General features: G+C 61.2%; 22 protein-coding genes. 19 read left to right on the top strand and 3 right to left on the bottom strand.

The window, feature by feature from the left end; all coding sequences use genetic code 11:
• The first annotated feature begins 88 nt into the window (after window positions 1-88).
• Window positions 89-526 (top strand): HD domain-containing protein, encoded by a 438-nt coding sequence (locus LC094_RS19205; protein WP_226554413.1) that lies wholly within the window; start codon window positions 89-91, stop codon window positions 524-526.
• A gap of 229 nt (window positions 527-755) precedes the next feature.
• Window positions 756-3,368: a bifunctional lysylphosphatidylglycerol flippase/synthetase MprF gene (mprF, locus tag LC094_RS19200; protein WP_226554412.1), complete on the top strand. Its 2,613-nt coding sequence runs from the start codon at window positions 756-758 to the stop codon at window positions 3,366-3,368.
• Window positions 3,369-3,518: 150 nt separating this feature from the next.
• Here mprF and LC094_RS19195 read toward each other — a convergent pair whose 3' ends face one another.
• A complete protein-coding gene (locus LC094_RS19195; RefSeq protein ID WP_226554411.1) occupies window positions 3,519-4,442 on the bottom strand; it encodes a helix-turn-helix domain-containing protein in 924 nt (307 codons plus the stop codon).
• Between the two features lie 192 nt (window positions 4,443-4,634).
• Here LC094_RS19195 and LC094_RS19190 point away from each other — a divergent pair, with 192 nt between their 5' ends.
• From LC094_RS19190 to LC094_RS19165, 6 genes are read left to right on the top strand one after another with little or no spacing between them, the layout of a single operon-like run.
• Window positions 4,635-5,774: an amine dehydrogenase large subunit gene (locus LC094_RS19190; RefSeq protein ID WP_226554410.1), complete on the top strand. Its 1,140-nt coding sequence runs from the start codon at window positions 4,635-4,637 to the stop codon at window positions 5,772-5,774.
• Window positions 5,774-6,301, top strand: a complete 528-nt coding sequence (locus LC094_RS19185; RefSeq protein WP_226554409.1) for a MauE/DoxX family redox-associated membrane protein — start codon at window positions 5,774-5,776, stop codon at window positions 6,299-6,301. The genes LC094_RS19190 and LC094_RS19185 overlap by 1 nt, the downstream gene beginning before the upstream one ends.
• 16 nt (window positions 6,302-6,317) lie before the next feature.
• Window positions 6,318-6,935 (top strand): redoxin family protein, encoded by a 618-nt coding sequence (locus LC094_RS19180; RefSeq protein WP_226554408.1) that lies wholly within the window; start codon window positions 6,318-6,320, stop codon window positions 6,933-6,935.
• Between the two features lie 2 nt (window positions 6,936-6,937).
• The gene (locus LC094_RS19175; RefSeq protein WP_226554407.1) at window positions 6,938-7,459 is read left to right on the top strand and encodes a methylamine dehydrogenase light chain; all 522 of its coding nucleotides are present in this window, start codon (window positions 6,938-6,940) and stop codon (window positions 7,457-7,459) included.
• Window positions 7,460-7,465: 6 nt separating this feature from the next.
• Window positions 7,466-7,915 (top strand): c-type cytochrome, encoded by a 450-nt coding sequence (locus LC094_RS19170; protein WP_226554406.1) that lies wholly within the window; start codon window positions 7,466-7,468, stop codon window positions 7,913-7,915.
• Window positions 7,916-7,939: 24 nt separating this feature from the next.
• Window positions 7,940-8,395: a cytochrome c gene (locus LC094_RS19165; protein ID WP_226554405.1), complete on the top strand. Its 456-nt coding sequence runs from the start codon at window positions 7,940-7,942 to the stop codon at window positions 8,393-8,395.
• A 264-nt stretch (window positions 8,396-8,659) separates the two neighbouring features.
• Here the strand turns inward: LC094_RS19165 and LC094_RS19160 are convergent, their stop codons facing one another.
• The gene (locus LC094_RS19160) at window positions 8,660-9,577 is read right to left on the bottom strand and encodes a LysR family transcriptional regulator (RefSeq protein ID WP_226554404.1); all 918 of its coding nucleotides are present in this window, start codon (window positions 9,575-9,577) and stop codon (window positions 8,660-8,662) included.
• 172 nt (window positions 9,578-9,749) lie between these two features.
• Here LC094_RS19160 and chvE point away from each other — a divergent pair, with 172 nt between their 5' ends.
• The 11 genes from chvE (at window position 9,750) to LC094_RS19105 (ending at window position 24,370) form a co-directional block, all read left to right on the top strand.
• A complete protein-coding gene (gene chvE, locus LC094_RS19155) occupies window positions 9,750-10,802 on the top strand; it encodes a multiple monosaccharide ABC transporter substrate-binding protein (RefSeq protein WP_226554403.1) in 1,053 nt (350 codons plus the stop codon).
• Window positions 10,803-10,869: 67 nt separating this feature from the next.
• Window positions 10,870-12,387 carry a multiple monosaccharide ABC transporter ATP-binding protein gene (gene mmsA / locus LC094_RS19150; RefSeq protein ID WP_226554402.1) on the top strand — a complete coding sequence of 506 codons (1,518 nt, stop codon included), beginning with the start codon at window positions 10,870-10,872 and terminating at the stop codon, window positions 12,385-12,387.
• A gap of 11 nt (window positions 12,388-12,398) precedes the next feature.
• Window positions 12,399-13,610, top strand: a complete 1,212-nt coding sequence (gene mmsB / locus LC094_RS19145; RefSeq protein WP_226554401.1) for a multiple monosaccharide ABC transporter permease — start codon at window positions 12,399-12,401, stop codon at window positions 13,608-13,610.
• A 24-nt stretch (window positions 13,611-13,634) separates the two neighbouring features.
• Window positions 13,635-15,380: an L-arabinonate dehydratase gene (gene araD / locus LC094_RS19140; RefSeq protein WP_226554400.1), complete on the top strand. Its 1,746-nt coding sequence runs from the start codon at window positions 13,635-13,637 to the stop codon at window positions 15,378-15,380.
• Window positions 15,380-16,309, top strand: coding sequence for a Gfo/Idh/MocA family protein (locus tag LC094_RS19135; RefSeq protein WP_226554399.1), 930 nt, complete (start codon window positions 15,380-15,382; stop codon window positions 16,307-16,309). The genes araD and LC094_RS19135 overlap by 1 nt, the downstream gene beginning before the upstream one ends.
• Window positions 16,310-16,324: 15 nt before the next feature.
• Entirely contained in the window at window positions 16,325-17,236 is a 912-nt protein-coding gene (locus tag LC094_RS19130; protein ID WP_226554398.1) for a dihydrodipicolinate synthase family protein, read from the top strand.
• Window positions 17,237-17,271: 35 nt separating this feature from the next.
• A complete protein-coding gene (locus tag LC094_RS19125) occupies window positions 17,272-18,786 on the top strand; it encodes an aldehyde dehydrogenase (NADP(+)) (RefSeq protein ID WP_226554397.1) in 1,515 nt (504 codons plus the stop codon).
• A 4-nt stretch (window positions 18,787-18,790) separates the two neighbouring features.
• Entirely contained in the window at window positions 18,791-19,726 is a 936-nt protein-coding gene (locus LC094_RS19120; protein WP_226554396.1) for a 2-dehydro-3-deoxygalactonokinase, read from the top strand.
• Complete coding sequence (locus LC094_RS19115; protein WP_226554395.1) at window positions 19,723-20,328, top strand: 2-dehydro-3-deoxy-6-phosphogalactonate aldolase; 606 nt, start codon at window positions 19,723-19,725, stop codon at window positions 20,326-20,328. The genes LC094_RS19120 and LC094_RS19115 overlap by 4 nt, the downstream gene beginning before the upstream one ends.
• A 10-nt stretch (window positions 20,329-20,338) precedes the next feature.
• Complete coding sequence (locus LC094_RS19110; protein WP_226554394.1) at window positions 20,339-21,202, top strand: SMP-30/gluconolactonase/LRE family protein; 864 nt, start codon at window positions 20,339-20,341, stop codon at window positions 21,200-21,202.
• Between the two features lie 375 nt (window positions 21,203-21,577).
• Window positions 21,578-24,370, top strand: coding sequence for an Ig-like domain-containing protein (locus tag LC094_RS19105; protein ID WP_226554393.1), 2,793 nt, complete (start codon window positions 21,578-21,580; stop codon window positions 24,368-24,370).
• Between the two features lie 197 nt (window positions 24,371-24,567).
• On the opposite strand, the gene lsrF is transcribed toward LC094_RS19105, so the two are convergent.
• The gene (gene lsrF, locus LC094_RS19100; protein WP_226554392.1) at window positions 24,568-25,458 is read right to left on the bottom strand and encodes a 3-hydroxy-5-phosphonooxypentane-2,4-dione thiolase; all 891 of its coding nucleotides are present in this window, start codon (window positions 25,456-25,458) and stop codon (window positions 24,568-24,570) included.

Genomic DNA, 25,458 nt, shown 5'->3' with positions numbered 1-25,458 from the left:
CGCCTGTCATGCTGCTGGTTGACCCAAAGTGGGAAACCCGCCCGACAATGCGCGCAAAGGTTTTGGCTTACCTCTAAAAGGATAGTTGATGTCTCAGAACATGGACGGAAATCTTCGCATTGCTGCACTCGAACTTGCACAGAAAGCTCACGCGGGTCAGGTCGATAAGCTTGGAGTGCCCTATATAGAGCATGTACGTGCAGTTGCGGCCGCTGTGGCGCATCTTGGGCTGAAATTCGAGATTGTTGGCCTGCTGCATGACAGTTTGGAAGACTGTGCAGATCGCAGCCTGGTGTCGATGGAAATTTTAACGGAGCGGTTTGGCCCGGAGATCGCAGACGCCGTAGCTGCGATGACGAAACAGCCGCTTGAGGATTACGAGACACAGTATCTTCCGCGTGTCATGAGCAATCCGATCGCCGCGAAAGTAAAGCACGCAGACGTGGCGCACAATCGAAGCCGTCTCCATCTCCTCGATAAAGCGACAAGGGATAGGCTCGAAGCGAAGTATAGCCGCAACGTATGAGCGATCAGGAGGTCGAAGCAGGCGTCGAGAGGGGGCAGTCGGTCACCGACGTGGCAGTCGTTGCGGGGGCAGAAGGGGCAGCGCAGTGAACGTTGCTCAGGATGTTGCGAGGATGGCCGTATGCCCGCCACAGATCGTGCATGCCTTGCCAAAAGGGTGTGAAATCGTAATGTTTCCCTGACCTTTTACAAAGCCGCAGGCGGCATGATCGTAGGGCATAGGATAGGCCATGACAGACACCGCACAGCCCCCCAGTCTCCTGCACCGCCTGAAGCCGCTTTTGCCTTGGATTGTGACCCTTGGCCTGTTCGCGGCGGGGGCGTGGTCGCTGCACCATCTTCTGGCCAGTGTCGACCTGAAACAAGTGATGTCCGTCGCGCGGGCCACGCCGTGGCATGTGCTGGCTCTCGCTGTTTTGGCAACGCTGGCCAGCTATGCGGCCCTGATCGGTTATGACTGGTCGGCGCTGCGCTACATTGAAAAGGATCTGCCCAAGCCCGTGATCGCGCTCGGCAGTTTTCTCGGCTATGCCATGGGCAACACGATCGGTGCAGGCCTGATCACAGGCGGCGCGGTGCGGTATCGCATCTACTCCGCACTGGGGCTGACGGCGCAGGACATCGCGGCGATTGCCACCTTTGCCTCGGTCTCCTTTGGGTTCGGCGCGACGATCATCGGCTTTGGCGCGCTGGCCGTCCATCCCTATGCGCTGGGGCATCTCTTGCCGCTGGCACCGGGGATGGTGCGAGGCTTGTCTGTGGTGGTGGTCACACTCTCCGTCGGTCTGCTGTTTGTGATCGCCGTGCGCGGCTCTCAGATCACGGTGCGGAGCATCACCTTGAAGGCCCCTGCGCCGCGCCTCATGGCGGCACAGTTTCTCTTTACAGCCTTAGACCTGCTGTTGGCCGCCATGACGCTCTATCTGTTGCTGCCGCCCTCGGATCTCGGGTTTGCCACTTTCCTTGCGGTCTATGCCGCGGCTGTGATGGCGGGGGTGATCAGCCACGTGCCGGGCGGTGTCGGGGTGCTTGAGACCGTGGTGGTCGCGGCGCTGCCCGCCTCGGTGCCTGTCGCCGATGTTGCCGCCGGCCTGCTGCTCTATCGCGTGATCTACTATCTTCTGCCCTTCGGTCTGTCGCTGGTGCTGATGGCGCTGACCGAGGCGCGGATGGCCTCCGGCAAGGTGATGCCCGTGCTGGCTCCGGTGACGCGCTCGGTCGGCGCGCTGGTGCCGCTGGCCATGTCGGTCATGATGCTGGCCTCGGGCGCGTTCCTGATGATGTCGACGCTGATCCCGCCGACCTCGGAACTGGCCGAACAGCTCGAAGTCCTCACACCACTGGCGGTGATCGAAGGTGGCGCATTGCTGTCCAGTATCCTCGGAGCGGCTATGTTGATTATCGCACACGGGCTCCTGCGCCGTGTGGCGGGGGCATGGTGGTTGGCGATGTTGGCTCTGGCAGCGGGCATCGTCGCCAGCCTGGCCAATGGGCTCGACGTGGAACGCGCCGCGTTTCTCGGTGTCGCCCTGCTGATCCTCTGGCCGACGAAGGCCGAGTTCTTTCGCACCACACGTCTGACACGTGAAGCATTCAGCCCCCGTTGGGCGGTGGTGATCCTCGGCCTCATGGCGGCGCTGGCAGCCACGCTGTTTTTCGCCCATAAGGCGACGCCCTACGCCAATGAGCTGTGGTGGCAATTCGCCATCGACCAGAGTGCCCCTCGTGCGCTCAGGGCCGCCTTGGTCGGCATGTCGGTTCTGGGCCTGTCGCTTTTGGTCTTTGCCCTGCGTCCGGGGCAGATGTCGCACGAGTTGCCGACGCTGGACGAGATCGAAAAGGTCCGTGCCATTGTCATGTCTCAACCTGACCCCGAGGCCAATATTGCCCTGACGGGAGACAAATGCCTGATGTTCTCGGACAGTGGGCGCAGCGCCCTGATGTATCGCATCCGCGGGCGGAGCTGGATCGCGTTGCACGAACCTTTCGGTGATCCGTCTGAACTGTCCGCGCTGGCTTGGGCCTTTCAGGACGCAGCCTATGCGGCCAATGCCCGACCGGTGTTCTACTCGGTCGGAGCCGAGAGGATTCCGCTCTGGCTCGAGATGGGTCTTGCGCTGGTCAAGATGGGCGAGGAGGCCGTGGTGCCGCTCAGGGATTTCTCGCTGGAAGGCCCCGCCCGCAAGAAACTGCGCACGGCACACAATCGTGCTCTGCGCGACGGGCTGTCCTTCGAGGTTCTGACGCCGCCCTTCGCCGAGGATCTCATGCCTGAACTCAAGGCGATCTCCGACGCGTGGCTGAAAACCAAAGCGGGGGAGGAAAAGGGCTTTTCCGTCGGGGCCTTCGACCCTGCCGTGTTGTCGCGCGCGCCGATCGCCGTGGTGCGTTTTGACGGGCGGATCGTGGCCTTTGCCAACCTGTGGCTGACCGAGGCGCGGCAAAAGGCATCAATCGACCTGATGCGCCATATTGACGATGCGCCCTCTGGGCTGATGGAGTTCCTGTTCACCGAGTTGCTGTTGCATTTCGCGGACCAAGGCTACGCGGAATTCTCGTTGGGCAATGCCCCGCTCTCGGGCCTTGACGCACGGCGCGGCGCGGCGTTGTCGACCCGCCTCGGAGCGCTTGTCTATCGTCACGGGCGACAGTTCTACAACTTCGAGGGTCTGCGGGCCTTCAAGGACAAGTTCTCGCCGGACTGGCAACCGATCTACGTCGCGGTCTCGCCGCGAGCCAACATCCTCGCCGTGGCAACCGACGTGGTCGCTCTTGTCAGCCGTGCGCGAGAGACAAACGCGACAAGCACCACGATCACGTCAACCGACCACTCTCCAGCATGAAACCACATGCGCCATTCGACAAGCCAAGGTCTGTCAGGGCGCAGAGCGCGTTATCCCGGTCAGGCCTTGATCTTCGCTCCGTCACACACCTGTTTCCGCGCTATGCCTATGCGTGCATCTCATCCGAGCAAGTGATCTGATGCTCACGTCTCAGCAACATTTGGGCGCGCCACGGCGCAATGTGTCAGAGGGGCGTTCGCCAAACATGGCACGATAGGCTTGGGAAAACCTTCCCCAATGATAATAGCCGAATTCCATACTCACATCCGACACTTTTGTAGCGCGCGGGTCTGACATGCGGAGGCGGCGATGCACTTCGCTCATGCGGCGCCCTTTGAGCAAGTCGTCAAGCGTCATCCCCGTCCGTTCCAAACAGCAGGCGCGCAGGAGCACCCGGTCCCGGTCCAACAGTTTTGACAAATGGCTGACGCTGAGCTTTTCGAACGGAAGCGTGTCGCAAGCCGCCAGAATATCCGACATCAACCCGCGCGGGGATTTGCGCAGGCGGTGTCGCGTGGCGTCACGCGCCCAGAGCGATATGCGGTCGATCAACAGATCCGGCGCCAGATCCAGAACGGGTTGTTGCGCCAGACCCTGCCGTGCACTCTCGATCAGCGTCAACATCCAGTCCGCGAGGCCATGGCTGGCCTGCGGCGGAATGGGGTTCGACCCTCTTGCGACCTCTTCCGACAGGGCGTTTTCGGGCAGGGTGAGCATGATGTAATCCGCATGGCTGTCGGTGAAGATGTGATACTCTTCGTCTGAGACATGGATCATGCCGGTCCCCGCACCAATCGCATTGGCCTGTCCCGCCATGGAAAGCCGTTTTCCAAGCGAAAATCCGACGCAGATGGAGCCTTCGGGGACGCGATAGAAATTCTCCATCTTTTGGTTCACTGTCTCGCGGTAGAGCGAGATTTCATCCCAGTCCAATGCCGCGATATGCCCCTCGAACGCCCCGGGAGACAATTGCCGATAGAGCTGTTTCCAACCGTCGAGACCACGCTCTTGATCGACGAAACTGTCATATTGCACCTCTTTCACGAGGGTCTTGGCCTTGAGGCATGTGTGCATGGTAAGCGTCCGATATTGAATGTTTTTCTTCCTTCAAGACGCATCGGGAAGGGGCGCGTCAAGTTTGTCGGCGCCGAAAACGGCGAGATTCACGCGACGCATATTTTATGAGCGAAATAGCCGGAGCAAAGCGGATAGCGCGGGCTGACTGCCAGCGCCTAAGCTGATCGCGAGACCATCACCAGGAGACAGATGATGAAATCTAAAACCGCCGCTTTCGTGGCGCTTGTTGCGTTGACCGGATCGGCTTTCGCGCAAGACGCCATTGAACCCGAAACCCTCACCGTCAAGGAAACGATCGACGAAGGCCCGAATCTGTTCGTGCTTTCTCAGGAATGGAAAGGCCCGTCCTCGATCAACGTGCTGGGCGCCGAAGATTTTGCGATGAAGGGCAACATGGGTCCGGGCACCACCGCACAGATGGTGCTCTCTGCCGATGGCAAGACGATGTATACCACCTCGGTCTATTTTGAACGCTACACCTATGGCTCGATCACCAACGTCTTCCACACTTGGGACGTTGATACGCTCAAGATCAAAGGCGAATTCGAGTTCGGCGATAAAATGGCCCATGTGGAAAGCCAGCCGGCGTTGTTGGCGCTGTCCTCCGATGAGGCCTATGCGCTGGCGCAAAACGCGACACCCGCCACCTCCGTGTCGGTGATCGACATTGCCGCCGGAAGCGCCTTGGCTGAAATTCCGACGCCGGGCTGTTGGGGCATCTTCCCCTCGACCTCTGGCATGAAATTCACCACGATCTGTGGCGACGGCACCTTCCAAACCTATTCCTATGCCGCCGATGGCACCTTTGGCGATCCGGGCAAGTCGGAAAAGATCTTTGACGTCGATGACGACGCGCTCTTCACTAATGGCGTGCGCGTGGGCGACACCCTCGTTTACGTGTCCTATAACGGCAATCTCTATGTCGTCGATGACAGCGGCGAGGTGCCGGTCCTGTCCGAGACCATCGCCCTCACCGAAGGCGTTTTGGGCAAATGGGCGCCCTCCGGCTCTGAGCTGATCGCCTATAACGCGCCGACCAACACCGCTTTCGTGCTGATGCACTCCGGGTCCTATGACGGGTCGCACAAAAACGGCGCCGAGCAAATCTGGGCCGTGGATATGGACAGCAAAACCGTTGTCGGACGCGCCGCCGCGCATCACGAAAACGGGCTGATCGTGACCCAGACCGAAGAGCCGATGCTCTATGGCGCCAATGAGGAAGGCGAAGTCTATCTCTACTCCGTCGAGATGGGCGACGAAGTTTTCCTTGAGGTGGCCGAAGAGTTCAACATCGCTGGCTGGCCGACCGTCATGGAGCTGGATCGCTGATGGGAGACCTGTCGCACCTCACCTCTGCAACCCTGACGAGCTTTCTCGTGCTCGTCTTGGCGCGCGCGGCCTGGCACAAGTGGCAGGCCTATTATGAAACGGTGGGATTTGCGCAGGGCTATGGGCTTGTGCCGCGTCATATGGTGCCCTTGATCGTGCGTGGACTGATGGGGGCCGAGGCCCTCACCGTTCTCGCACTCCTGCTCCCTTTCGCCCGCCCCTTCGGCGGGCTGATGGCGGCGGGTTTGTTCCTGGGCTACGGCGCTTTGATGGCGGCGGCTTTGCTGCGCGGGCAGACGGAGATCGACTGTGGCTGCGGTGGCACGCCGCAGATCGTCTCCGGCCTCACCCTCGGGCGCAATGCCGTTTTGACCGTCATGGCGTTGGCCGTCGCGATGATCACCACCGGGCCGCTCGGTGCGATGGGGGCGATCATGGCGATCACCGCCGGGATCACGCTTTTCGCCATCTACGGCGTGGCGGAAAAACTCGCCTCCCATCTCCCCCACATCCGGCAGGCCGGATGAGAGAGGACAGAACGATATGAATATACTTATCTTTTCCAACATCGCCCTGTGGGTTGTCGTGCTGGTGCAGATCGCGATCATCTTCGCGCTCGCCCGCCAGATCGGCATCCTGTTCGAACGGGTCTCTCCGGTCGGCGCGATGATTTCGGACAGCGGACCGGACATTGGCGAAACCGTGCCGCAGATGACCCTGCCCAATCTCAACGGGTCGGAATTTGCACTGGGCGGACCGGAAGGACGGGCGCAGCTTGTGTTCTTCCTCTCCACCACCTGTCCGATTTGCAAGGCGCTTTTGCCCGCGATCAAATCGATCCGGGACGATGAACAGGGCTGGCTCGATGTCGCGCTGGCCTCCGACGGGCGCGAAGCGGCGCATCGTCGGCTCATCGAGGCGGAGCATTTGCAAAGCTTCCCATATGCGCTCTCCTCCGACCTCGGCATGACCTTCAAGGTCGCAAAACTGCCCTTTGCCGTGCTCATCGGGCCGGACGGCAAGGTGCGCGCCAAGGGTCTCGTCAACTCCCGTGAACAGCTCGAAAGCCTGTTCACCGCCTCCGAGACCGGCATCCCCTCTTACCAGGCTGCGGTCGCTCACCAGATGGGCGCCACTCAATTTTCCTCCGAAAGGATCTGATTATGACCAGACTGATCGACAAACTTCTCAAGACCCTCGACAAAAGCGTCGAAACCGGTGCCCGCACCGCCGCGCGCAACCTTGGCCGCCGCAGCTTTATGGCAAAGGCCGGGGCTTCGGTTCTGGGCGCCGCCGTGGCGACCCCGATCCTGCCCTTCGACCGTCGCGCCAACGCCTCTGAGCTGCCGGAAGACGAATGCTCCTACTGGCGTCATTGTGCCCTTGATGGCAACCTTTGCTCCACCTCTGGCGGCTCTCTGACGCAATGTCCTCCGGGCTCGTCTGCCTCCTCCGTGTCTTGGGTCGGCACCTGTTCGAACCCCGATGACGGCAAGGACTACCTCGTCGCCTACAATGACTGTTGCGGCAAGCCGCCGGTGGATTCCGCAGCCTTCTGTTACACCTCCGAAGGCGAACGTCCGGGCTATCGTATGGGGCTATACAACGACATCAACTGGTGCATGGCGAACACCGACAAAGGCTACCACTGCACGGTTTCCGTGGTTGTGGGCTTGGCGGAGTAATCTGACGTGCGCCTTTTGACGACACTCACGGGGGCTGTGGCGATTGCCACGGCCCTCCTCACCCTCCCGGTCTCGGCAGAGACGCCGGAGGAGTTGTTCGATATTCACTGCGCCGCCTGCCACAACACGGGCGGCATCGGCAATCCTGGCCTCGCCCCGCCGTTGAACCGCCCCGCCTTTTGGCAGGCTCTTGGCGACACCGCGCCCGACTATCTCGCCGGTGTGGTGGTCTCGGGGATGGCGGGCAAACTGGAGGTGCAGGGCCAGATGTACATCGGCCTGATCATGCCGCCCGTGGCCAGCACCACCGACGAGGAACTGGTCGAGATCGGCACTTGGGTGCTTCAAACGCTCGGCGAGACCGATGGCGTCATGACGCAGGCCCTTCTCGATGCCACGCGAGAGGCGCGTCCCTCTCATGCCGATCTGCGGGCCATGCGCCCCGCTGTCGATTAAGTCCTTGGACGGAAAGGAATGAGCATGCCTCTTTTGAAATCTCTGAGCGTTTTGATCGCACTGCTGCCCGCCGCGCTTGCAGCCGCCGATCAACCCACGCGTAGCCCGCACACAAACTACATCTTGCGCTGTGCGGGCTGTCACGGGTTCGAAGGCTTGGGTACGACAGAGGGGGACATCCCGGCCTTTCCGGACAGTGTCGGCTATATTGCGGGCACCGAACTGGGCCGCACCTATATGATGCATGTGCCCGGCGTGGTCGGATCGTCTCTCAATGATCGGGAGATCGCCGAGGTGATGAACTATGTGCTCGATGTCTGGGGCGAAACCGAGAGCGGCGCTCCGGCCGTCCCCTTCACCGAAGACGAAGTCACCCGCCGCCGCGCCGAGCCGGTGCCCGATGTGGTGGCCTACCGTCGACTCGTGGTGGATGAACTTGCCGCCATGGGGGTGACCGTTGCGGATTATCCATGGCCATAAGCTGTGTGGCTGAACATCATGCAGCTGGCATGCAGCTGGGTCAGAAAGGCTTGCTGTTCATGTCGGGAATGCATGACGTGGCGGAGCAATTTTTTAAGGCTCTATCCATCGAGTGAGGCCAAGGGGGCGGGAATCCGCGCCAAACTCGGCAGCTCCCGCCAAATGTGCGATCCGTTAAGGGGGCGGCTCTGTCGGGCTATGGGCATAAGACGGCGCGTCCAACACAGAAGGTTTTGATCCGCGGCCTTCGTGTCGCGCAGGGTGCTAAATTTCCGCCAGCAGTTGCTCGTAGAGCAGCGTGGCCGCCGGGGTGAGTTCTCGGGACCGGTCGCGAATGATGAAATAGGGGGAGACGGTCATCGGCACAGCGACGTTGATCACCCGCAGCTTGGCACCCAGTCCCTCGCTGGTCATCAATCCGGTGACCTCTTCGGACAGCGGCGCGATCATGTCGGTGCCTTTGAGCAGCGCCAAGGCGATGAGAAGGGACGAGGAGTTCACCACCCGCGCAGGGGGCGGCAGCCCTGCTGCGTAGAAACTGGTCTCCACGGCTTCCCGGATGGGCGAGCCGCGTTCCTGCATGATCCACGGGTAGTGCGACAGTTCCTCAAGCGTCACATTCGAGTGCGACAACAGCGGGTGTACCTCGTTGACCAAGAGCCGCACTTGTTCATTGCGTGCAGGGTGCACATGCAGATCGCGGCTGTCATGGGTCGGTGGGACGCGGGCCATAACAAAATCGAACTTGCCTTCGTCCAATCCACGCACCAAATCGACCGAGGGGGCCACGTCGATGGTGACGGAAATATTCGGCGCGCGTTCGCGTAGAATTTCCATTGCGGGGATGAGAACGCCAATCGCAGGCCCTGTCACCGAGCCGACCCGCACCTCGCCCGCCATGCCGGTGGCCAGGGCGATGATTTCCTTCTCAAGCGAGTCGAGCCCCGCCAACACGATTCTCGCATGTTTGATGAAAACTTCGCCAGAGGGCGTCGGCTCCATCCCTTTGGGCGTGCGTTTGAAAAGCGTTGTGCCGCAGCGTTCCTCAATATCTTTGAGCATGCGCGACGCGGCAGGTTGGGTCATGTTGAGCAGGTGCGCGGCGACTTGTAGTTGACCAACTTCCTGAATCTTCAACAAAAACTCTAGATGTATAGGCTTGAATGTCCGAACGAACTGCATCTCGCATTCTTTCAGTATAACATTTTTGGTATGTATGTAGTCGATAAGCTCATTTTACAGTGATGTAAACTTTCTTTTAGGTCTGGGGCTGACCTGTGGAGACGGGTCGTATTGAAAATGTCGGGACCAAAGCGCGGGAGAACGGAGCGCTTGGACCCAACGGGAGGACAATATGAAGATCAAAACCATGCTGACCGCGGCGACCGCGGCCATTGCTTTCGCGTCCGCGGCTTATGCTGACGGCCTTGTCGGCATCGCCATGCCGACCAAATCCTCGGCGCGCTGGATTGCCGACGGGGACAACATGGTCAAGGAGCTCGAAGCCGCTGGCTACACGACCGACCTGCAATACGCAGAGGACGACATCCCCAACCAGCTCGCCCAGATCGAGAACATGATCACCAAAGGCGTCGACGCGCTTGTGATCGCCGCCATCGACGGCACCACGCTGTCGAACGCACTCGAGAATGCCTCTGCTGCGGGCGTCAAGGTCATCGCCTATGACCGTCTGATCCGCGACAGCGGCGACGTCGACTACTACGCCACCTTCGACAACTTCAAAGTCGGCGTGCAACAGGCGACCTCGCTGGTCGAAGGCCTCAAAGCCCGCTTTGGCGATGGCCCCTACAATGTCGAGCTGTTCGGCGGCTCGCCGGACGACAACAATGCCTATTTCTTCTACGACGGTGCGATGAGCGTGCTTCAGCCGCTGATCGACGATGGTTCCATCGTGGTTCAGTCCGGCCAGATGGGTATGGACAAGGTCGGCACGCTGCGTTGGGACGGCGCTGTGGCGCAGGCGCGGATGGATAACATCCTGTCCGCCAACTACACCGACAAAGAGGTGCACGGCGTGCTGGCCCCCTATGATGGTCTGTCCATCGGCATCCTCTCCTCGCTCAAGGGCGTGGGCTATGGCTCCGGCGATCTGCAAATGCCGATCGTGACGGGTCAGGATGCGGAGTTGCAATCCATCAAGTCGATCCTCGCAGGCGAGCAATATTCGACGATCTTCAAGGACACCCGCGAGCTGGCAAAAGTCACCGTGGGCATGGTCGATGCGGTTCTCGGCGGCTCCGAGCCGGAAATCAACGACACCGAGACCTATGACAACGGTGTCAAAGTCGTGCCCTCCTACCTGCTGGAACCCGTCGCCGTCGACGCCTCCAACTGGGAAGAGATCCTGATCGGCTCCGGGTACTACACCGAAGATCAGGTCAAGTAAGCCATCCTCCCTCGACCCGTCCGCACATCTTCATGCGGGCGGGTCTTTTCTAGGACAAGAGATCAGCATGACCGCGCTTCTTGAAATGCGTTCCATCACCAAAGAGTTCCCCGGCGTGAAAGCGCTCGACAAGGTGAGCCTGACGGTCGCGGAGGGAGAAATCCACGCGATCTGCGGTGAAAACGGCGCAGGCAAATCCACCCTGATGAAAGTGCTCTCGGGCGTTTACCCGGCTGGCACTTACGATGGGGAAATCCATTACGACGGCGCCCTCGCCGAGTTCCGCGGCATCCGCGACAGCGAGGACCGTGGCATCATCATCATTCACCAGGAGCTTGCGCTTGTCCCACAGCTTTCGATTGCCGAAAATATCTTTCTGGGCAACGAAACTGCGAAGGGGGGCGTGATCAACTGGCACGAGGCCAACCGCCGCACCGAAGAGTTGCTGCGCAAAGTCGGCCTCAAGGAAAGCCCGACCACGCTGATCGACAGCCTCGGCGTCGGCAAACAGCAGCTCGTGGAAATCGCCAAGGCGCTCTCAAAAGACGTGCGCTTGCTGATCCTCGACGAGCCGACCGCCGCGCTTCAGGAAAACGACTCGCAAAAGCTTCTGGACCTGATGCTTGAGCTGAAATCGCAGGGCGTGACCTCGATCATCATCTCCCACAAGCTGGGCGAGGTGCGCTATGTCTCCGATACGGTCACCGTGATCCGCGATGGCATGTCGGTTTCCACGCTCGACGCCAAGGCCGGTCTCTCCGAAGACGACATCGTGCGCGACATGGTGGGGCGCGATATGTCCGACCGCTATCCCGAACGGGAGCGCAAAGCGGGCGAGATGTTGCTCGAAATCGAGAATTGGAACGCCTGGCATCCCGAACATGCCGAGCGCCAGATCATCAAGAATATTTCCATGAACGTGCGCGCGGGCGAGGTTGTCGGCATCGCGGGGCTCATGGGCTCCGGGCGCACCGAACTGGCCATGTCCGTGTTCGGTAAAAGCTATGGCCGCAATATCGACGGCACGGTGAAGCTGCATGGCGCGCCGGTCGATGTGTCCAACGTGCCGCGCGCCATCGATGCGGGACTGGCCTATGTGACCGAGGACCGCAAACATCTTGGCCTCGTGCTCGATGAAACCATCCGGTTCAACACCACGCTCGCCAAACTCGACAATGTGTCGCGCAAGGGCGTGCTCGACAGCCACGCCGAAACGCAGGTGGCGGAGAAATACCGCGAGGCGCTGCGCACCCGCACGCCTTCGGTGTTCCAGAAAGTCGGCAACCTGTCGGGCGGCAACCAGCAAAAGGTCGTCTTGGCCAAATGGCTCAACACCGCGCCCGAGGTTCTGATCCTCGACGAGCCGACCCGTGGCATCGACGTCGGCGCGAAATACGAAATCTACGCGATCATCAACGAGCTGTCCGCCGAGGGCAAAGGGGTCGTCATGATCTCTTCGGAAATGCCCGAACTGCTCGGCATGTGTGACCGCATCTATGTGATGAACGAAGGCGCATTCGTGGGCGAGTTGTCCGCCGAAGAAGCCAGCCAGGAGCGCATCATGTCGCTCATCGTCAACGAATAAGGGACATCAAAATGACGAATTCTCAGAAAGGCATCAAAGCCCATCTGGCCGGCCATATGCGTGACTACGGTCTGCTTTTCGCGCTGATCGCGATCATGGCCTTTTTCCAGATCGTGACCGGCGGCACGCTGATGCGCCCCGTCAACATCACCAACCTGTTCCTTCAGAACTCCTATATCATCATCATGGCGCTCGGCATGCTGATCGTCATCGTCGCGGGGCATATCGATCTTTCCGTTGGCTCCGTCATGGGCTTTGTCGGCGCACTTGCCGCCGTGCTCATCGTCGAAATGGACATGCCGGTCTCCGTGACCATGCCGATCTGTCTCGTGGTCGGTGGCCTGATCGGCGCGGCGCAGGGGTATTTCGTCGCCTTCTGGCGCATTCCGTCCTTTATCGTGACGCTGGCGGGGATGCTTGTCTTCCGTGGCCTGTCGCTCTGGCTCCTCGAAGGTCAGTCTGTCGGCCCGTTCCCCCGCGAGTTCCAAATCCTCTCCACCGGCTTTGTCGGTGATATCTTTCCCGCCGCTTGGGGCACGGGGCTGGCCCAAATTTTCGGCGCGCGCAACTTCAACGTGCTCTCCTTTGCCCTCGGCCTGCTCGGCGCCGCCGCCGTGATCCAGATGGGTCTCAAATCCCGCGCCCGCAACGCGCAATATGGCATCGCGGACGAACCGGCTGGGCTGTTCTGGGGACGCATCGCGATCATCTCTGCCGCGATCGTGTTCCTGATGTTCAAACTCTCCACCTTTCGTGGTCTGCCCAACGTCGTCGTCACCATGGGCGTGCTGATCATGGTCTATGCGTTCATCACCTCGCGCACCGTCATCGGGCGCCGCATCTATGCGCTGGGCGGCAACGAAAAGGCGGCCAAACTGTCGGGGATCAAGACCGAACGCCTCACCTTCCTCGCCTTCGTCAACATGGGCGTTCTGGCGGCGCTGGCGGGCATGATCTTTGCCGCGCGTCTCAACACCGCCACACCGAAAGCGGGCTTTGCGCTTGAGCTTGACGTGATCGCGGCGGTGTTCATCGGCGGGGCCTCCATGTCGGGCGGCTCGGGCAAGATCATCGGGGCCGTGGTGGGCGCCTTTATCATGGGTGTGATGAACAACGGCATGTCCATCATGGGCATCGGCATCGATTACCAACAGGTGATCAAAGGCCTTGTGCTGCTCGCGGCCGTTTTCTTCGACGTCTACAACAAGAACAAACAGGCCTGAGCCTGTCATTGAAAGGACACTCCAATGGCATTCAAACCGGCAAAATGGCCCCGCAAACTGCGGTCTCAGGAATGGTATGGCGGCAATTCCCGCGATACGATTTACCACCGCGGCTGGCTTAAAAATCAGGGCTATCCGCATGATCTGTTCGACGGGCGCCCGATCATCGGCATTCTGAACACCTTCTCCGAGCTGTCGCCCTGCAACGGCGTGCACATGAAGGAACTGGCCGAGAAGATCAAAGCGGGCATCTGGGAGGCCGGTGGTTTTCCGGTCGAAGTGCCGGTGTTTTCCGCCTCCGAGAACACGTTCCGCCCCTCCGCGATGATGTTCCGCAACCTCGCGGCGCTCTCCATCGAGGAAACCATTCGCGGCCAGCCGATGGACGGCGCGGTTCTGATGGTCGGCTGCGACAAGACCACGCCGTCTCTGATGATGGCGGCGGCGTCTTGTGACATCCCGTCGATCGTCGTCACCGGCGGGCCGATGCTCAACGGCTATTACAAAGGCGAACGCGTCGGCTCCGGCACGCATCTTTGGAAATTCTCCGAGGCCGTGAAGGCGGGCGAGATGACGCAGGACGAATTCCTCGAAGCCGAGGCCTCGATGTCGCGCTCTACGGGCACCTGCAACACGATGGGCACGGCCTCGACCATGGCCTCGATGGCGGAATCCCTTGGTATGGCCCTGTCCGGCAACGCCGCGATCCCTGCCGTCGACAGCCGCCGCCGCGTCATCGCGCAAATGTCCGGTCGTCGCATCGTCGAGATGGTCAAGGACGATCTGAAACCCTCGGACATCATGACCAAAGAGGCCTTCGAGAACGCGATCCGCACCAATGCGGCCATCGGCGGCTCCACCAACGCCGTGATCCATCTTTTGGCGATGGCGGGGCGTGTGGGCATCGACCTGACGCTCGAGGATTGGGACCGCTGCGGACGCGAGGTGCCGACCATCGTCAACCTCATGCCTTCGGGCAAGTATCTGATGGAAGAGTTCTTTTACGCAGGCGGTCTGCCCGTGGTGCTCAAACGTTTGGGCGAAGGCGGGCTTTTGCACAAGGATGCGCTCACCGTCTCCGGCGCTTCGATCTGGGACGAGGTCAAGGACGCGCAGAACCACAACGAAGACGTGATCCTGCCCACCGATCAGGCGCTCACCCAGTCGGGTGGCATTGTGGTGGTCAAAGGTAACCTTGCCCCGAAAGGCGCGGTGCTCAAACCTTCCGCCGCCACGCCCGAATTGCTCCAACACCGTGGCCGCGCGGTCGTGTTCGAGGACATTGACGACTATAAAGCCAAGATCAACGATCCGGATCTCGACATTGACGAGACCTGCATCATGGTCATGAAAAACTGTGGCCCCAAAGGCTATCCGGGCATGGCTGAGGTCGGCAACATGGGGCTTCCGCCGAAAGTGCTTCAGAAAGGCATCACCGATATGGTGCGCATTTCCGACGCGCGGATGTCGGGGACGGCCTATGGCACGGTTGTGCTACACACCTCACCCGAAGCCGCCGCCGGTGGTCCCTTGGCCGTGGTGCAGAACGGCGATTTCATTGAGTTGGACGTGGCGAACCGTCGCCTTCACCTCGATATTTCCGACGAAGACCTCGCCGCGCGTCTGGCCGAGTGGCAACCGCTCGGGGGCGCACCCGAAAGCGGCTACGCCTGGCTGCACCAACAGCATGTCGAGGGGGCCGATACAGGCGCCGATCTCGACTTTCTCAAGGGCTGTCGCGGCAATGACGTAGGAAAGGACAGCCATTGATGGATATTGCACTCATCGGGATCGGCAAGATCGCGGTGGACCAACACGTCCCTGCGATCGCCGCCTCCACCGACTTTACCCTGTCGGCCACGGTGTCGCGGCATGGCAAGGTCGAGGGCGTCGCGCACTTTGACGACATCGATGCGCTGCTTGCGGCGCGCGATGACATTCGTGTCGTGTCCCTCTGCCTGCCGCCCGTGCCGCGTTTTGAGGTCGCCGCCAAAGCCATTCGCGCGGGGCGTCACGTCATGCTGGAGAAACCTCCAGGCGCCACGCTGGCGGAGTGCTACGCGCTGGAACGGCTGGCGCGCGAGAATGGCGTCTCGCTCTTTGCCACATGGCATTCGCGCGAGGCGGATAAGGTCGCCGTCGCCAAAGCCTGGCTTGCGGACAAACACCTCACCTCTCTCAAGGTGACGTGGAAAGAGGACGTGCGCCGGTGGCACCCCGGTCAGGCGTGGATTTGGGAACCAGGCGGCATGGGGGTCTTCGATCCGGGCATCAATGCGCTCTCGATTGTCACGGAAATCCTTCCGCATGACATTCACCTGACGGACGCGCATCTTTTGGTGCCCGAAAACTGCCAGACGCCGATTGCGGCGGAGCTGACATTCGCGCATCCCGAAGGCGCCTCTGTCACCGCCGACTTCGACTTCCGTCAGGAGGGCGAGCAAATCTGGACCATCGAAGCGGTCACCACCGCAGGCACGCTCACGCTCATTGATGGCGGCGCCCGCATCCGGATCGACGGCGTCGACGAGGCGCTCGACGACGACAACCCTTTGGCGGGCGAATACCCGCGGCTTTACGCGAAAATGGCCCATCTTCTGACGCGCGGTGCCGTGGATATGGACCTGCGCCCTATGATCCATGTTTGCGATGCCCTCTCTCTCGGTCGGCGCACGACTGTAGAGCCTTTCATCGAATAATCCGAAAGACATACCATGACCCAGTACACCGGCATTTGGCCTGTTGCCCCGACCCCGTTCAATGACGATGGCACGCTTGATCTCGACGGGATGAAACGCGTTCTGGACTGCCTGATCGACCAAGGCGCCGACGGGATTTGTATCCTCGCGAACTTCTCCGAACAGTTTCTGGTAAGTGATGCCGAACGCGACGTGCTCACGCGCCTCTCGCTTGAACATGTTGCTGGCCGTGTGCCGGTGATCGTCACCATTTCGCACTACGCCACGCAGATCGCTGTGGAACGCGCGCGTCTCGCCAAATCGCTTGGCGCAGAGGCCGTGATGATGATGCCGCCTTACCATGGCGCCACGCTGAAGGGCACGCCGGAGCAGACCTTTGAACAATTCGCCGCCGTGGGGGATGTCGGCATTCCGATCATGGTGCAGGACGCGCCGATGTCGGGCGTCGATCTCTCCGTGCCGCTTCTGGTGCGGATGGCGAAAGAGATTGAGATGGTCAAACTCTTCAAAATCGAATGCCCGCGTGCCGCGAATAAAATCCGCGCTCTGATCGAACAGGGCGGCGAGGCGATTGAAGCGCCGTTCGATGGCGAAGAGGCGATCACGCTTTTGGCGGATCTCGACGCGGGCGCGACCGGCTCGATGACCTCGGGCATGATCGTCGATCAGATCAAACCCGTTCTGACCCATTTCCATGCGGGCCGCCATGAGGAGGCCACCGCCGCCTATGGCCGCGTCGCCATGGCGATCAATCACGAAAACCGTCAGTGCGGTTGGCAGTCGTGCAAGGCCGCGATGGTCGAGGGCGGCGTCATCAAATCGGAGATGTGCCGTCACCCCGTCGCGCCGCTGCATCCCGCCATTCGCACGCGTTTGATTGAGCTTTTGAAGCCGCTCGATCCGCTGGTTCTGAGCTGGGGCAAATAAGTCCCGACTCTTCCGATCTTCTGAAAGGACAAGACATGACATTCACCCCGCATGGCAACCATCTCATCGCAGGCGCTTGGGTTGCCGGTGACGCGCGCTTTCAATCGGCTCCCGCGCAGGGGCCGTCGCTCAGTTTTTCCAAGGGCACGCCGGCGCATGTGAATGCCGCGTGTGACGCCGCCGAAGAGGCGTTTTGGGACTATGGTTACACGACCCGAGAGGCCCGCGCCGCATTTCTGAACGCCATCGCGGATGAGATCGAAGCCCGCGCCGAGGCGATCACCGAGATCGGCACGCAGGAAACCGGTCTGCCCGAGGCGCGTCTGAACGGCGAGCGCGGGCGCACCACCGGCCAGCTGCGCCTCTTTGCAAGCCACATCCTGAGCGCCGCGTATCTCGACCGCCGCCATGACGAAGCCCTCCCGGATCGTCAGCCGCTGCCGCGTCCTGACCTTCGGATGATGCAGCGCCCCATCGGTCCCGTCGCCGTTTTCGGCGCCTCGAACTTTCCGCTCGCCTTCTCGACCGCAGGCGGCGACACCGCCGCGGCACTGGCCGCCGGGTGCCCTGTCGTCGTCAAAGGCCATGACGCGCATCCCGGCACCGGCGAGATCATCGCCGAAGCCATCCATGCCGCGATCCAAACCTGCGGCATGCCCAAGGGCGTTTTCTCCCTTGTGCAGGGCAATGACCGCATCGTCGGGCAAACTTTGGTCCAACACCCGCTGATCACCGCCGTGGGCTTTACCGGATCGCTCGCAGGGGGGCGCGCGCTCTTTGATCTCTGCGCTCAGCGTGAGGTTCCGATCCCGTTTTTCGGCGAGCTGGGGTCCGTGAATCCGATGTTCATGCTGCCCGAGGCGATCTCGACCCGTGGCGCAGAGCTTGGCAAAGGCTGGGCGGGCTCGCTGGCCATGGGCGCGGGCCAGTTCTGCACCAACCCGGGCATCGCCGTGGTGATCGAAGGCCAGGAGGCCGACGCCTTTGTCGAGGCCGCGCGGGCCGCGTTGTCGGAGCAAGGCGCGCAGGTCATGCTGACGGACGGCATCGCCAAGGCCTACAGCTCCGGTGCGGCGATGATCGGCGCGCAGGCGGGGGTTCAGGATTTGTTGACCAACATGTGCGACCAGCGCGAGGCCAAGCCGTTCCTCTTCAAAGTGGCCGCCTCCGACTGGCTCGGCAATGCCGCGCTGTCCGAAGAGGTCTTTGGCCCTCTGGGGCTCGTGGTCGTCGCCAAGGACGCAGACGAAATGGACCGCGTCGCCCGCAGCTTTAGCGGCCAGCTCACCGCGACTTTGCACCTCGACGAGGGCGACGCGGCACTCGCACGACGTCTCTTGCCGGTGCTGGAACGCAAGGCGGGCCGGGTGCTCGCCAACGGCTTCCCGACAGGCGTCGAAGTCTGCGACAGCATGGTGCACGGCGGGCCTTATCCGGCCTCAACCAACTTCGGCGCCACCTCCGTCGGCACCCTGTCCATCCGCCGCTTCCTGCGCCCCGTCTGCTACCAGAACATTCCGACGGATGTTTTGCCCAAGGACTTGGTGTGAGGCCATGACAACACGGATCGCCGTCGATTGGGGAACCTCCGCGCTGCGACTTTGGGCGCTCGATGCGGCGGGCACGCCGATGGTCGAACGGCGGTCTGACAAAGGAATGGGCAGGCTCTCGTCCGAGGCGTTCGAGCCTGCCTTTCTTGAGATTGCCGAAGACTTGCTGGCTGAGGATGGCCCGACCCAAGTGCTGATTTGCGGCATGGCGGGGGCGCGTGACGGCTGGTGCGAGGCACCGTATCGCGCGACCCCAGCGCGGCTGACTGCGCCCGAAGCGACCCGCGTGCCGACACAAGACGCCCGTCTCGATGTCCGCATTCTCGGCGGTGTCAGCCAAGCGGAGCCCGCCGATGTGATGCGCGGCGAGGAAACCCAGATCGCGGGCTTTCTCGTGAATGACCCCGCGTTTGACGGGACGCTCTGTCTGCCGGGCACGCACACCAAATGGGTGCAGGTTTCTGATGGCACGATCCAAGATTTTTGCACGGTCATGACCGGAGAGCTTTTCGCGCTCCTGTCGCGGCAATCCGTGCTCCGGCGCAGCGTCGAAAGCGATGCACCTCTGTCGATGCCCAGTTTTAGTGCCGCCGTGCGCGAGGCCGTGGAGCAGCCCGAGCGTCTGACCGCCGCGCTCTTTTCCCTGCGTGCGGAGGGGCTTGTCGCCGGACTGCGCCCGGAAATGGCCAAAAGCCGTTTGTCGGGCCTGCTGATCGGACAAGAGCTTGCCGCCACCCGCGCGCGCTGGCTGGGCCGTTCGGTCACCATCATTGGCGACGACAGCCTTGCCGAACTTTACCGATCCGCGCTTGAAACGCTGGGCACGGTGGCCCACTGTCAGTCCGGCAGTGCGCTGTCCCTTTTGGGCCTTGGCGCTGCATTCGACACTGTTTTCTCACCGGATTTCTCACGGAACCTCTCATCGGAGACCCAGATATGAGCCGCAATCTCATCGCGATCCTGCGTGGCATCACGCCCCCCGATGCAGGGGCCGTCACGGCCGAGCTGATCGCCGCAGGCATCACCAAGATCGAGGTGCCGCTCAACTCGCCGGAGGCCTTCACCTCCATCGCGGCGCTGATCGAGGCCTTTGGGGATCGGGCCACCATCGGGGCAGGCACGGTGCTCTCTGTGGCGGAAGTCGAAAGGCTGGCGCAGATCGGTGCCAAATTGGTGGTCTCGCCCAATATGAACCCCGAGGTGATCCGCGCGACGCGGGCCGCGGGCATGCTGTCCTATCCCGGCGTCATGACACCGACCGAGTGCTTCGCCGCCTTGGACGCGGGCGCGCACGGGCTTAAATTCTTTCCCGGTTCTTTGATCGGTCCTGCAGGGCTCAAGGCGATCAAAGCCGTGCTGCCTTCGGGCTGCGAGATGCTGGCTGTGGGTGGGGCGAGTGCGGAGAACTTCGCCGAATGGCATGCGGCAGGGGCGGCAGGGTTCGGCATCGGCACGGCGCTTTACAAACCGGACGACACCCCTTTGAGTGTCCGCGCGAAAGCGGAGAAAATCGTCGCGGCCTTTGATGCCTGCTACACCTGAGGAGCCCCGCATGACGACCCCAATGAGTGCCACCATGTATGACGACCGTATCTGCGAGCTTGGCGAGGGGCCTTTGTGGCACCCCGAACGGGCCGCTTTGTTTTGGTTCGACATCATGGGCAAGCGGCTGCATTGCCGTGGCGCGGAGGGCACTGAGGTCTGGCAGTTCGACGAGCATGTCTCTGCGGCGGGTTGGGTGGACCGTGACAGGCTGTTGATCGCCTCCGAAACTGCGTTGATGCTGTTTGATCTGCGGAACGAGGCCTGTGTCGAGCTGATCGCTCTGGAGGCCGACGATCCGGTGACCCGTTCGAACGACGGGCGCGCCGACCCGATGGGCGGGTTTTGGATCGGCACCATGGGCAAACAGGCACAGCCGGGGGCGGGGGCGATTTATCGGTATTTCGGAGGGGAGTTGCGCAAATTGCATTCCGGGATCACCATCCCGAATGCGATCTGCTTTTCCGCCGACGGGCGCACCGCCTATTTCGCGGACACCACAACGCACAGGATCATGCGTCAGGCGCTAGACACGAGCGGCTGGCCCTGTGAGGCCCCGCACATTCACATCGACCTGACCGACGAAGAGCTAAACCCCGATGGTGCGGTGGTCGATGCCGAAGGGTGCCTGTGGAATGCGCAATGGGGGGCGTCCCGCATTGCGCGGTATGCGCCCGACGGCCGTTTCCTGTCCGAGCACCCTGTGCCCGCCCGCCAGCCGTCTTGCCCTGCGTTTGGCGGGGAGGGGGCTCGCACGCTCTTCGCCACAACCGCGACCGAAGATCTGAGGGATCCGCGCGCCGGAGAGGGCTGTGTGTTCGAGGTTGTGACCGGCGTAAACGGGCGCTTCGAGCCGCAGGTCGTGCTGGGATAACCCTTTGAATGGCTCACTCGCTCTGAGGGGCCATCGTGATCTTTTGCGAAATGTCCATGTCGCGTCAATGGCGCCAACGGCCCCTCAGCGTTGTGTCCGAAATGCTGCATAGGCCAATGTTTTTTCTTAAACATTTCAACAGGGACTTCCTCTTTTGTCGTCAAAGAAGGAAGTTGCCGAGGCTTGAGAACCTCCGGTGCAATTGGCCTCACCGGTAAGATGTCGGCTTTTGGGATGATCCGAAGGCGCGTTTACGCCTTTCCGTCGCAAGCAACTGGCCCAATGTATGCGACGCGGTTGGCCGACTGCGTCACCATTGGGGTATGTTGTTTCTTCTTCATGCTCCGAATTTATGGGGAATAAATGGGGAAGAAAATGACCGCACGACGTTTTCTAAAACACATGTCGCTGGCTTTGGTCGCGCTCTGTTGCATCATCGCTTTCACTGAGACAGCCCACGCGCAGGCGACGGACACCACGCCGCCACGCATCCAGTCGATCACACGCTATGATCCTGTGGGCGAGTATACCAGCGAGACGGTACTTACATGGGAGATCACCTTCACCGAAGACGTCACCAACCTAGGCCTTGAAGATGTTTCCTTAGAACTTAACCAGCCCGGCTTACGTTTGACCGCAGGTTCTAGAATTACCATATCGCCCAGCGTTTATCGTATTAGACTTTATTTCAATGTTCCGCCGACAAATGGCACAAACTCTGTGCAGCTTAAACTAAGCAACGCCTCTATCTTCGACCTGGCGGGCAACGCCATGACCGATTTCACAGGGATTGATGCCGAAGAGGGCTACTACTTTGATAATATGGCCCCGACGCTGTCGATCACCTCTTCATCCTCTTTCTCGACCAACGGGTCTGTGATCCCGCTCACCTTCACCTTTTCCGAACTCGTGACCGGTTTCGACGTGAGCGATTTGACCCTCAGCTCAGGCACCGGCTCTTTCTCGAACTTCAGCGGCAGTGGGTCGACCTATACCGCCGATCTGACCCTCAGCTCGACAGGTGCGTTTCAGGTCGCTGTCGCGGATGCCGCCGTCGTTGACCGCGCCGGCAATTCGGGCACAGGCGCAACACTCGAGGGCACGCGGGATGTGACGGCGCCAAGCGCTATGCTCTCCGCGATCCCCCCTGAGGTGAACGGCCCCTTTGATGTGACCGTGACCTTCGATGAGGACATTTCCGGATTTGCGCTTGGTGATTTCACGGTTGTGAACGGCACGGCCTCGAATCTTCAAACCGTCTCAGCACAGGTCTACACGGTGACCGTGACGCCCGATGCCGACGGCACAGTCACCGTGTCGGTGCCTGCAAGCGCAGCCACGGATGCGGCGGGCAATGGCAACACTGCCTCCAACACGGTGAGCTCCATGGCGGATGTGACCCGTCCCACAGTGACGCTCGATATGCCGAGCGGTCTGGTGAATGCGCCCTTCACGCTGACGATGACCTTCTCCGAAGAGGTGACGGGGCTGGCTTTGGGCACTATTTCGGTCAGCAATGGCACGGCCTCTGACCTGCAACAATCCAGCGCGACCGTCTACACGGCGACGATCACGCCCGACGCAGACGGCGCCGTGACGGTCAATTTCGCTGAGAATGCCGTGACGGATGCGGCGGGGCTTGGCAACGAGGCGGCGACAGCCGTCACCAACACCGCCGATCTGACCGATCCGACGCCAACATTGACGGCAACACCGGACTTCCCGGGCACGCCCTACACGGTGACGATCTCTTTCAATGAGGATGTGACCGGTCTCGATCTGGGCGATTTTTCCACCGCGAATGTCGATCTCTCTTCCCTCTCCGGCAGCGGCGACAGCTACACGCTTCAGGCCACAGGGACGGATTTTGCGCAAACGATCCAGCTGCGGGCAGGCTCCGTGCTTGATGCGGTAGGCAATGACAACGTCGCTTCGAACATCATCTCCGTCGTGCCCGACGGCGTTGCGCCGGGCCTGACAATCTCGGGCGTTCCGGAGACGATCACGCGAGGCGCGAGTTTCGTCGCAACCTTTACCTTCACAGAGACGGTCACCGGGTTCGAGGCCTCCGACATTTCCCTCACCAACGCCACGATGGGCGCGCTCACAGGGGGCGGGGCGGTCTATTCAGCGAGCATCACGCCGGATGATCGCGGCGATGTCACCGTGTCGGTGGCGGAGGGCGCCGCGCGTGACATGACGGGCGAGCGGTCCGTTGCGGCCTCGGCCATCGCGCAGCTCGACACTTCGGCAGAGCAAAGCGAAGCGATCGCGCAGTTTTTGCAAGGACGTGCCCGCAGTCTGATCCAGAACCAGCCGGACGTGTCCCGGTTCGTCACCGGGCAGAACGGCGGCAATGCCTCCGTCAGCGTCTCGCGTGGTGGCGGTGAGTTCGCGCTCAGTTCCCGCGGAAACGGTCCGTTTTGGATGGCGGTGTCCGGGTCTTGGTCCGACAGCGACACCGAGGACATGAGCTACGGCCTCGCGTCTCTCGGCTACCACACAAAGCTGTCCTCTGGCACGATCATCGGCGCGATGGTGCAATATGACATGGCCGAACAAGAGGACGTGCAAGGCACCAAGGTTGAAGGCACCGGTTGGCTCGTCGGCCCGTATTTTGCCACGCAGATCGGCGATCATCCGTTCTTTGTCGATGGGCGGCTGTTGTTCGGCGAGACCGACAACGACATCACCCTGTCCTCCGGTCAAACCGGCAGCTTCACGGGCGACCGTATGCTGGCCTCATTGGGGGCACAGGGGCGTGTCGAGATGGACAAGGGCTGGACCCTCGTTCCCAACCTGACCCTGAGCCACGTCAGCGACAGCCAGAACGCCTATGTCAGCGGCGGCACGACTGTGCCTGAGCAAAAGGTGACCCTCACCGAGCTGGCCGCAGGCTTGGATTTCGAGGTGCCGATCCTTGTGCCCCAAGGCGAGCTGATGCTCGATTTCGGGATTTCCGGCATCTACAGCCACACCAAGGGCAGCGGCGCCGCAAGCGCCTATATCACCGAAGACGAAGGCCACCGTGGCCGCGTGGATGTCGGCTTGAGCTATGACAACGGACAGGGTGTCCGGTCCTCCGGCTCTGCCTTTGTTGATGGCCTGGGCGGCGACACGGATGTTTCCAGCTATGGTCTGTCCTTCGAAGTGGCTTTCACCTTCTGATCGCTCCCTTTCGAGGACTTGAAACAGCAACGCCCGCCAAGTTTTGGCGGGCGTTCTTTTTTGGGCGTACCGACCTCCGGCATGAGCGTGGTGGAGGTCTCTCCCGCCTTGTTGCGACAACTCGGGGTGTCGCCCAAACTGTCCGCGCTTTCGAGAGGAGCCGCCGAAAGCGTGTCGGCGGCGTCGCTCATAGGCCGTCAGGCGGCCGTCTTGCGTTTGGCGAGATCGTTGTACATCTCGAATGCCTGTTTCGCAGGGAGCAGATCGTGCACCACGGCATTGACCGCCTGGATCATCGCCACCGGATCGCCCGCGCGGAAGATGTTGCGGCCCATGTCAACACCTGCGGCACCCTGATCAATCGCCTTATAGGCCACCTCAAGCGCCTCGGCTTCGGGGATTTTTTTGCCGCCGGCGATGACGATCGGAACCGGGCAGCCTGCACAGACTTTCTCGAACCCCTCTTCCACGAAATAGCTTTTGACGTATTGCGCCCCGATTTCGGCGGCGATGCGGGTCGCGAGGCCGAAATAGCGCGCATCACGCGCCATATCTTTGCCAACGCCCGTCACCGCGAGAGTCGGCATGCCGACGCGGTTGCCGCGATCGATCAGATTGATGATGTTGGTGATCGATTTGTGTTCGAATTCCGAGCCGATGTAGACCTGTGCCGCCATGGCCGCCACGTTCATGCGCAGCGCGTCTTCCATATCGACCGCGATGGTTTCATTTGAGAGTTCGGACATGATGGAATTGCCGCCGGAGGCCCGCATCACGATGGGCTTGCGCGTGGAGGCAGGCACGGAGGTGCGTAGCATGCCACGCGTACACATCAGAACGTCGGCATGTTCGAAAAGCGGGGCGATGTTGATGTCGACCCGTTCGAGACCGGTGGTCGGACCTTGGAAATACCCGTGGTCAAAGGCCAGCATCACTGTGCGCCCGGTGTCAGGGCGGAAAATCCGTGCCAGCCGGTTCTGCATGCCCCAGTCATAGGCCCCCGCACCTTTGAGAAAGAACGCTTCGTTCTTTGCAGGCGTGTTCAGCCCGAAATCTTTGCCGTCGATAATGTCGTCGAGATCAGCCAT

The sequence above is a fragment of the Celeribacter naphthalenivorans genome (assembly GCF_020524585.1).
Lineage (GTDB): Bacteria > Pseudomonadota > Alphaproteobacteria > Rhodobacterales > Rhodobacteraceae > Celeribacter > Celeribacter naphthalenivorans.
This window is presented reverse-complemented; position numbering and strand designations above follow the sequence as displayed.

Coding starts and splice junctions, on each gene's coding strand:
- LC094_RS19205 (WP_226554413.1), top strand. CDS start 89: ATGTCTCAGAACATGGACGGAAATCTTCGCATTGCTGCACTCGAACTT.
- mprF (WP_226554412.1), top strand. CDS start 756: ATGACAGACACCGCACAGCCCCCCAGTCTCCTGCACCGCCTGAAGCCG.
- LC094_RS19195 (WP_226554411.1), bottom strand. CDS start 4,442: ATGCACACATGCCTCAAGGCCAAGACCCTCGTGAAAGAGGTGCAATAT.
- LC094_RS19190 (WP_226554410.1), top strand. CDS start 4,635: ATGATGAAATCTAAAACCGCCGCTTTCGTGGCGCTTGTTGCGTTGACC.
- LC094_RS19185 (WP_226554409.1), top strand. CDS start 5,774: ATGGGAGACCTGTCGCACCTCACCTCTGCAACCCTGACGAGCTTTCTC.
- LC094_RS19180 (WP_226554408.1), top strand. CDS start 6,318: ATGAATATACTTATCTTTTCCAACATCGCCCTGTGGGTTGTCGTGCTG.
- LC094_RS19175 (WP_226554407.1), top strand. CDS start 6,938: ATGACCAGACTGATCGACAAACTTCTCAAGACCCTCGACAAAAGCGTC.
- LC094_RS19165 (WP_226554405.1), top strand. CDS start 7,940: ATGCCTCTTTTGAAATCTCTGAGCGTTTTGATCGCACTGCTGCCCGCC.
- LC094_RS19160 (WP_226554404.1), bottom strand. CDS start 9,577: ATGCAGTTCGTTCGGACATTCAAGCCTATACATCTAGAGTTTTTGTTG.
- chvE (WP_226554403.1), top strand. CDS start 9,750: ATGAAGATCAAAACCATGCTGACCGCGGCGACCGCGGCCATTGCTTTC.
- mmsA (WP_226554402.1), top strand. CDS start 10,870: ATGACCGCGCTTCTTGAAATGCGTTCCATCACCAAAGAGTTCCCCGGC.
- mmsB (WP_226554401.1), top strand. CDS start 12,399: ATGACGAATTCTCAGAAAGGCATCAAAGCCCATCTGGCCGGCCATATG.
- araD (WP_226554400.1), top strand. CDS start 13,635: ATGGCATTCAAACCGGCAAAATGGCCCCGCAAACTGCGGTCTCAGGAA.
- LC094_RS19135 (WP_226554399.1), top strand. CDS start 15,380: ATGGATATTGCACTCATCGGGATCGGCAAGATCGCGGTGGACCAACAC.
- LC094_RS19130 (WP_226554398.1), top strand. CDS start 16,325: ATGACCCAGTACACCGGCATTTGGCCTGTTGCCCCGACCCCGTTCAAT.
- LC094_RS19125 (WP_226554397.1), top strand. CDS start 17,272: ATGACATTCACCCCGCATGGCAACCATCTCATCGCAGGCGCTTGGGTT.
- LC094_RS19120 (WP_226554396.1), top strand. CDS start 18,791: ATGACAACACGGATCGCCGTCGATTGGGGAACCTCCGCGCTGCGACTT.
- LC094_RS19115 (WP_226554395.1), top strand. CDS start 19,723: ATGAGCCGCAATCTCATCGCGATCCTGCGTGGCATCACGCCCCCCGAT.
- LC094_RS19110 (WP_226554394.1), top strand. CDS start 20,339: ATGACGACCCCAATGAGTGCCACCATGTATGACGACCGTATCTGCGAG.
- LC094_RS19105 (WP_226554393.1), top strand. CDS start 21,578: ATGACCGCACGACGTTTTCTAAAACACATGTCGCTGGCTTTGGTCGCG.
- lsrF (WP_226554392.1), bottom strand. CDS start 25,458: ATGGCTGATCTCGACGACATTATCGACGGCAAAGATTTCGGGCTGAAC.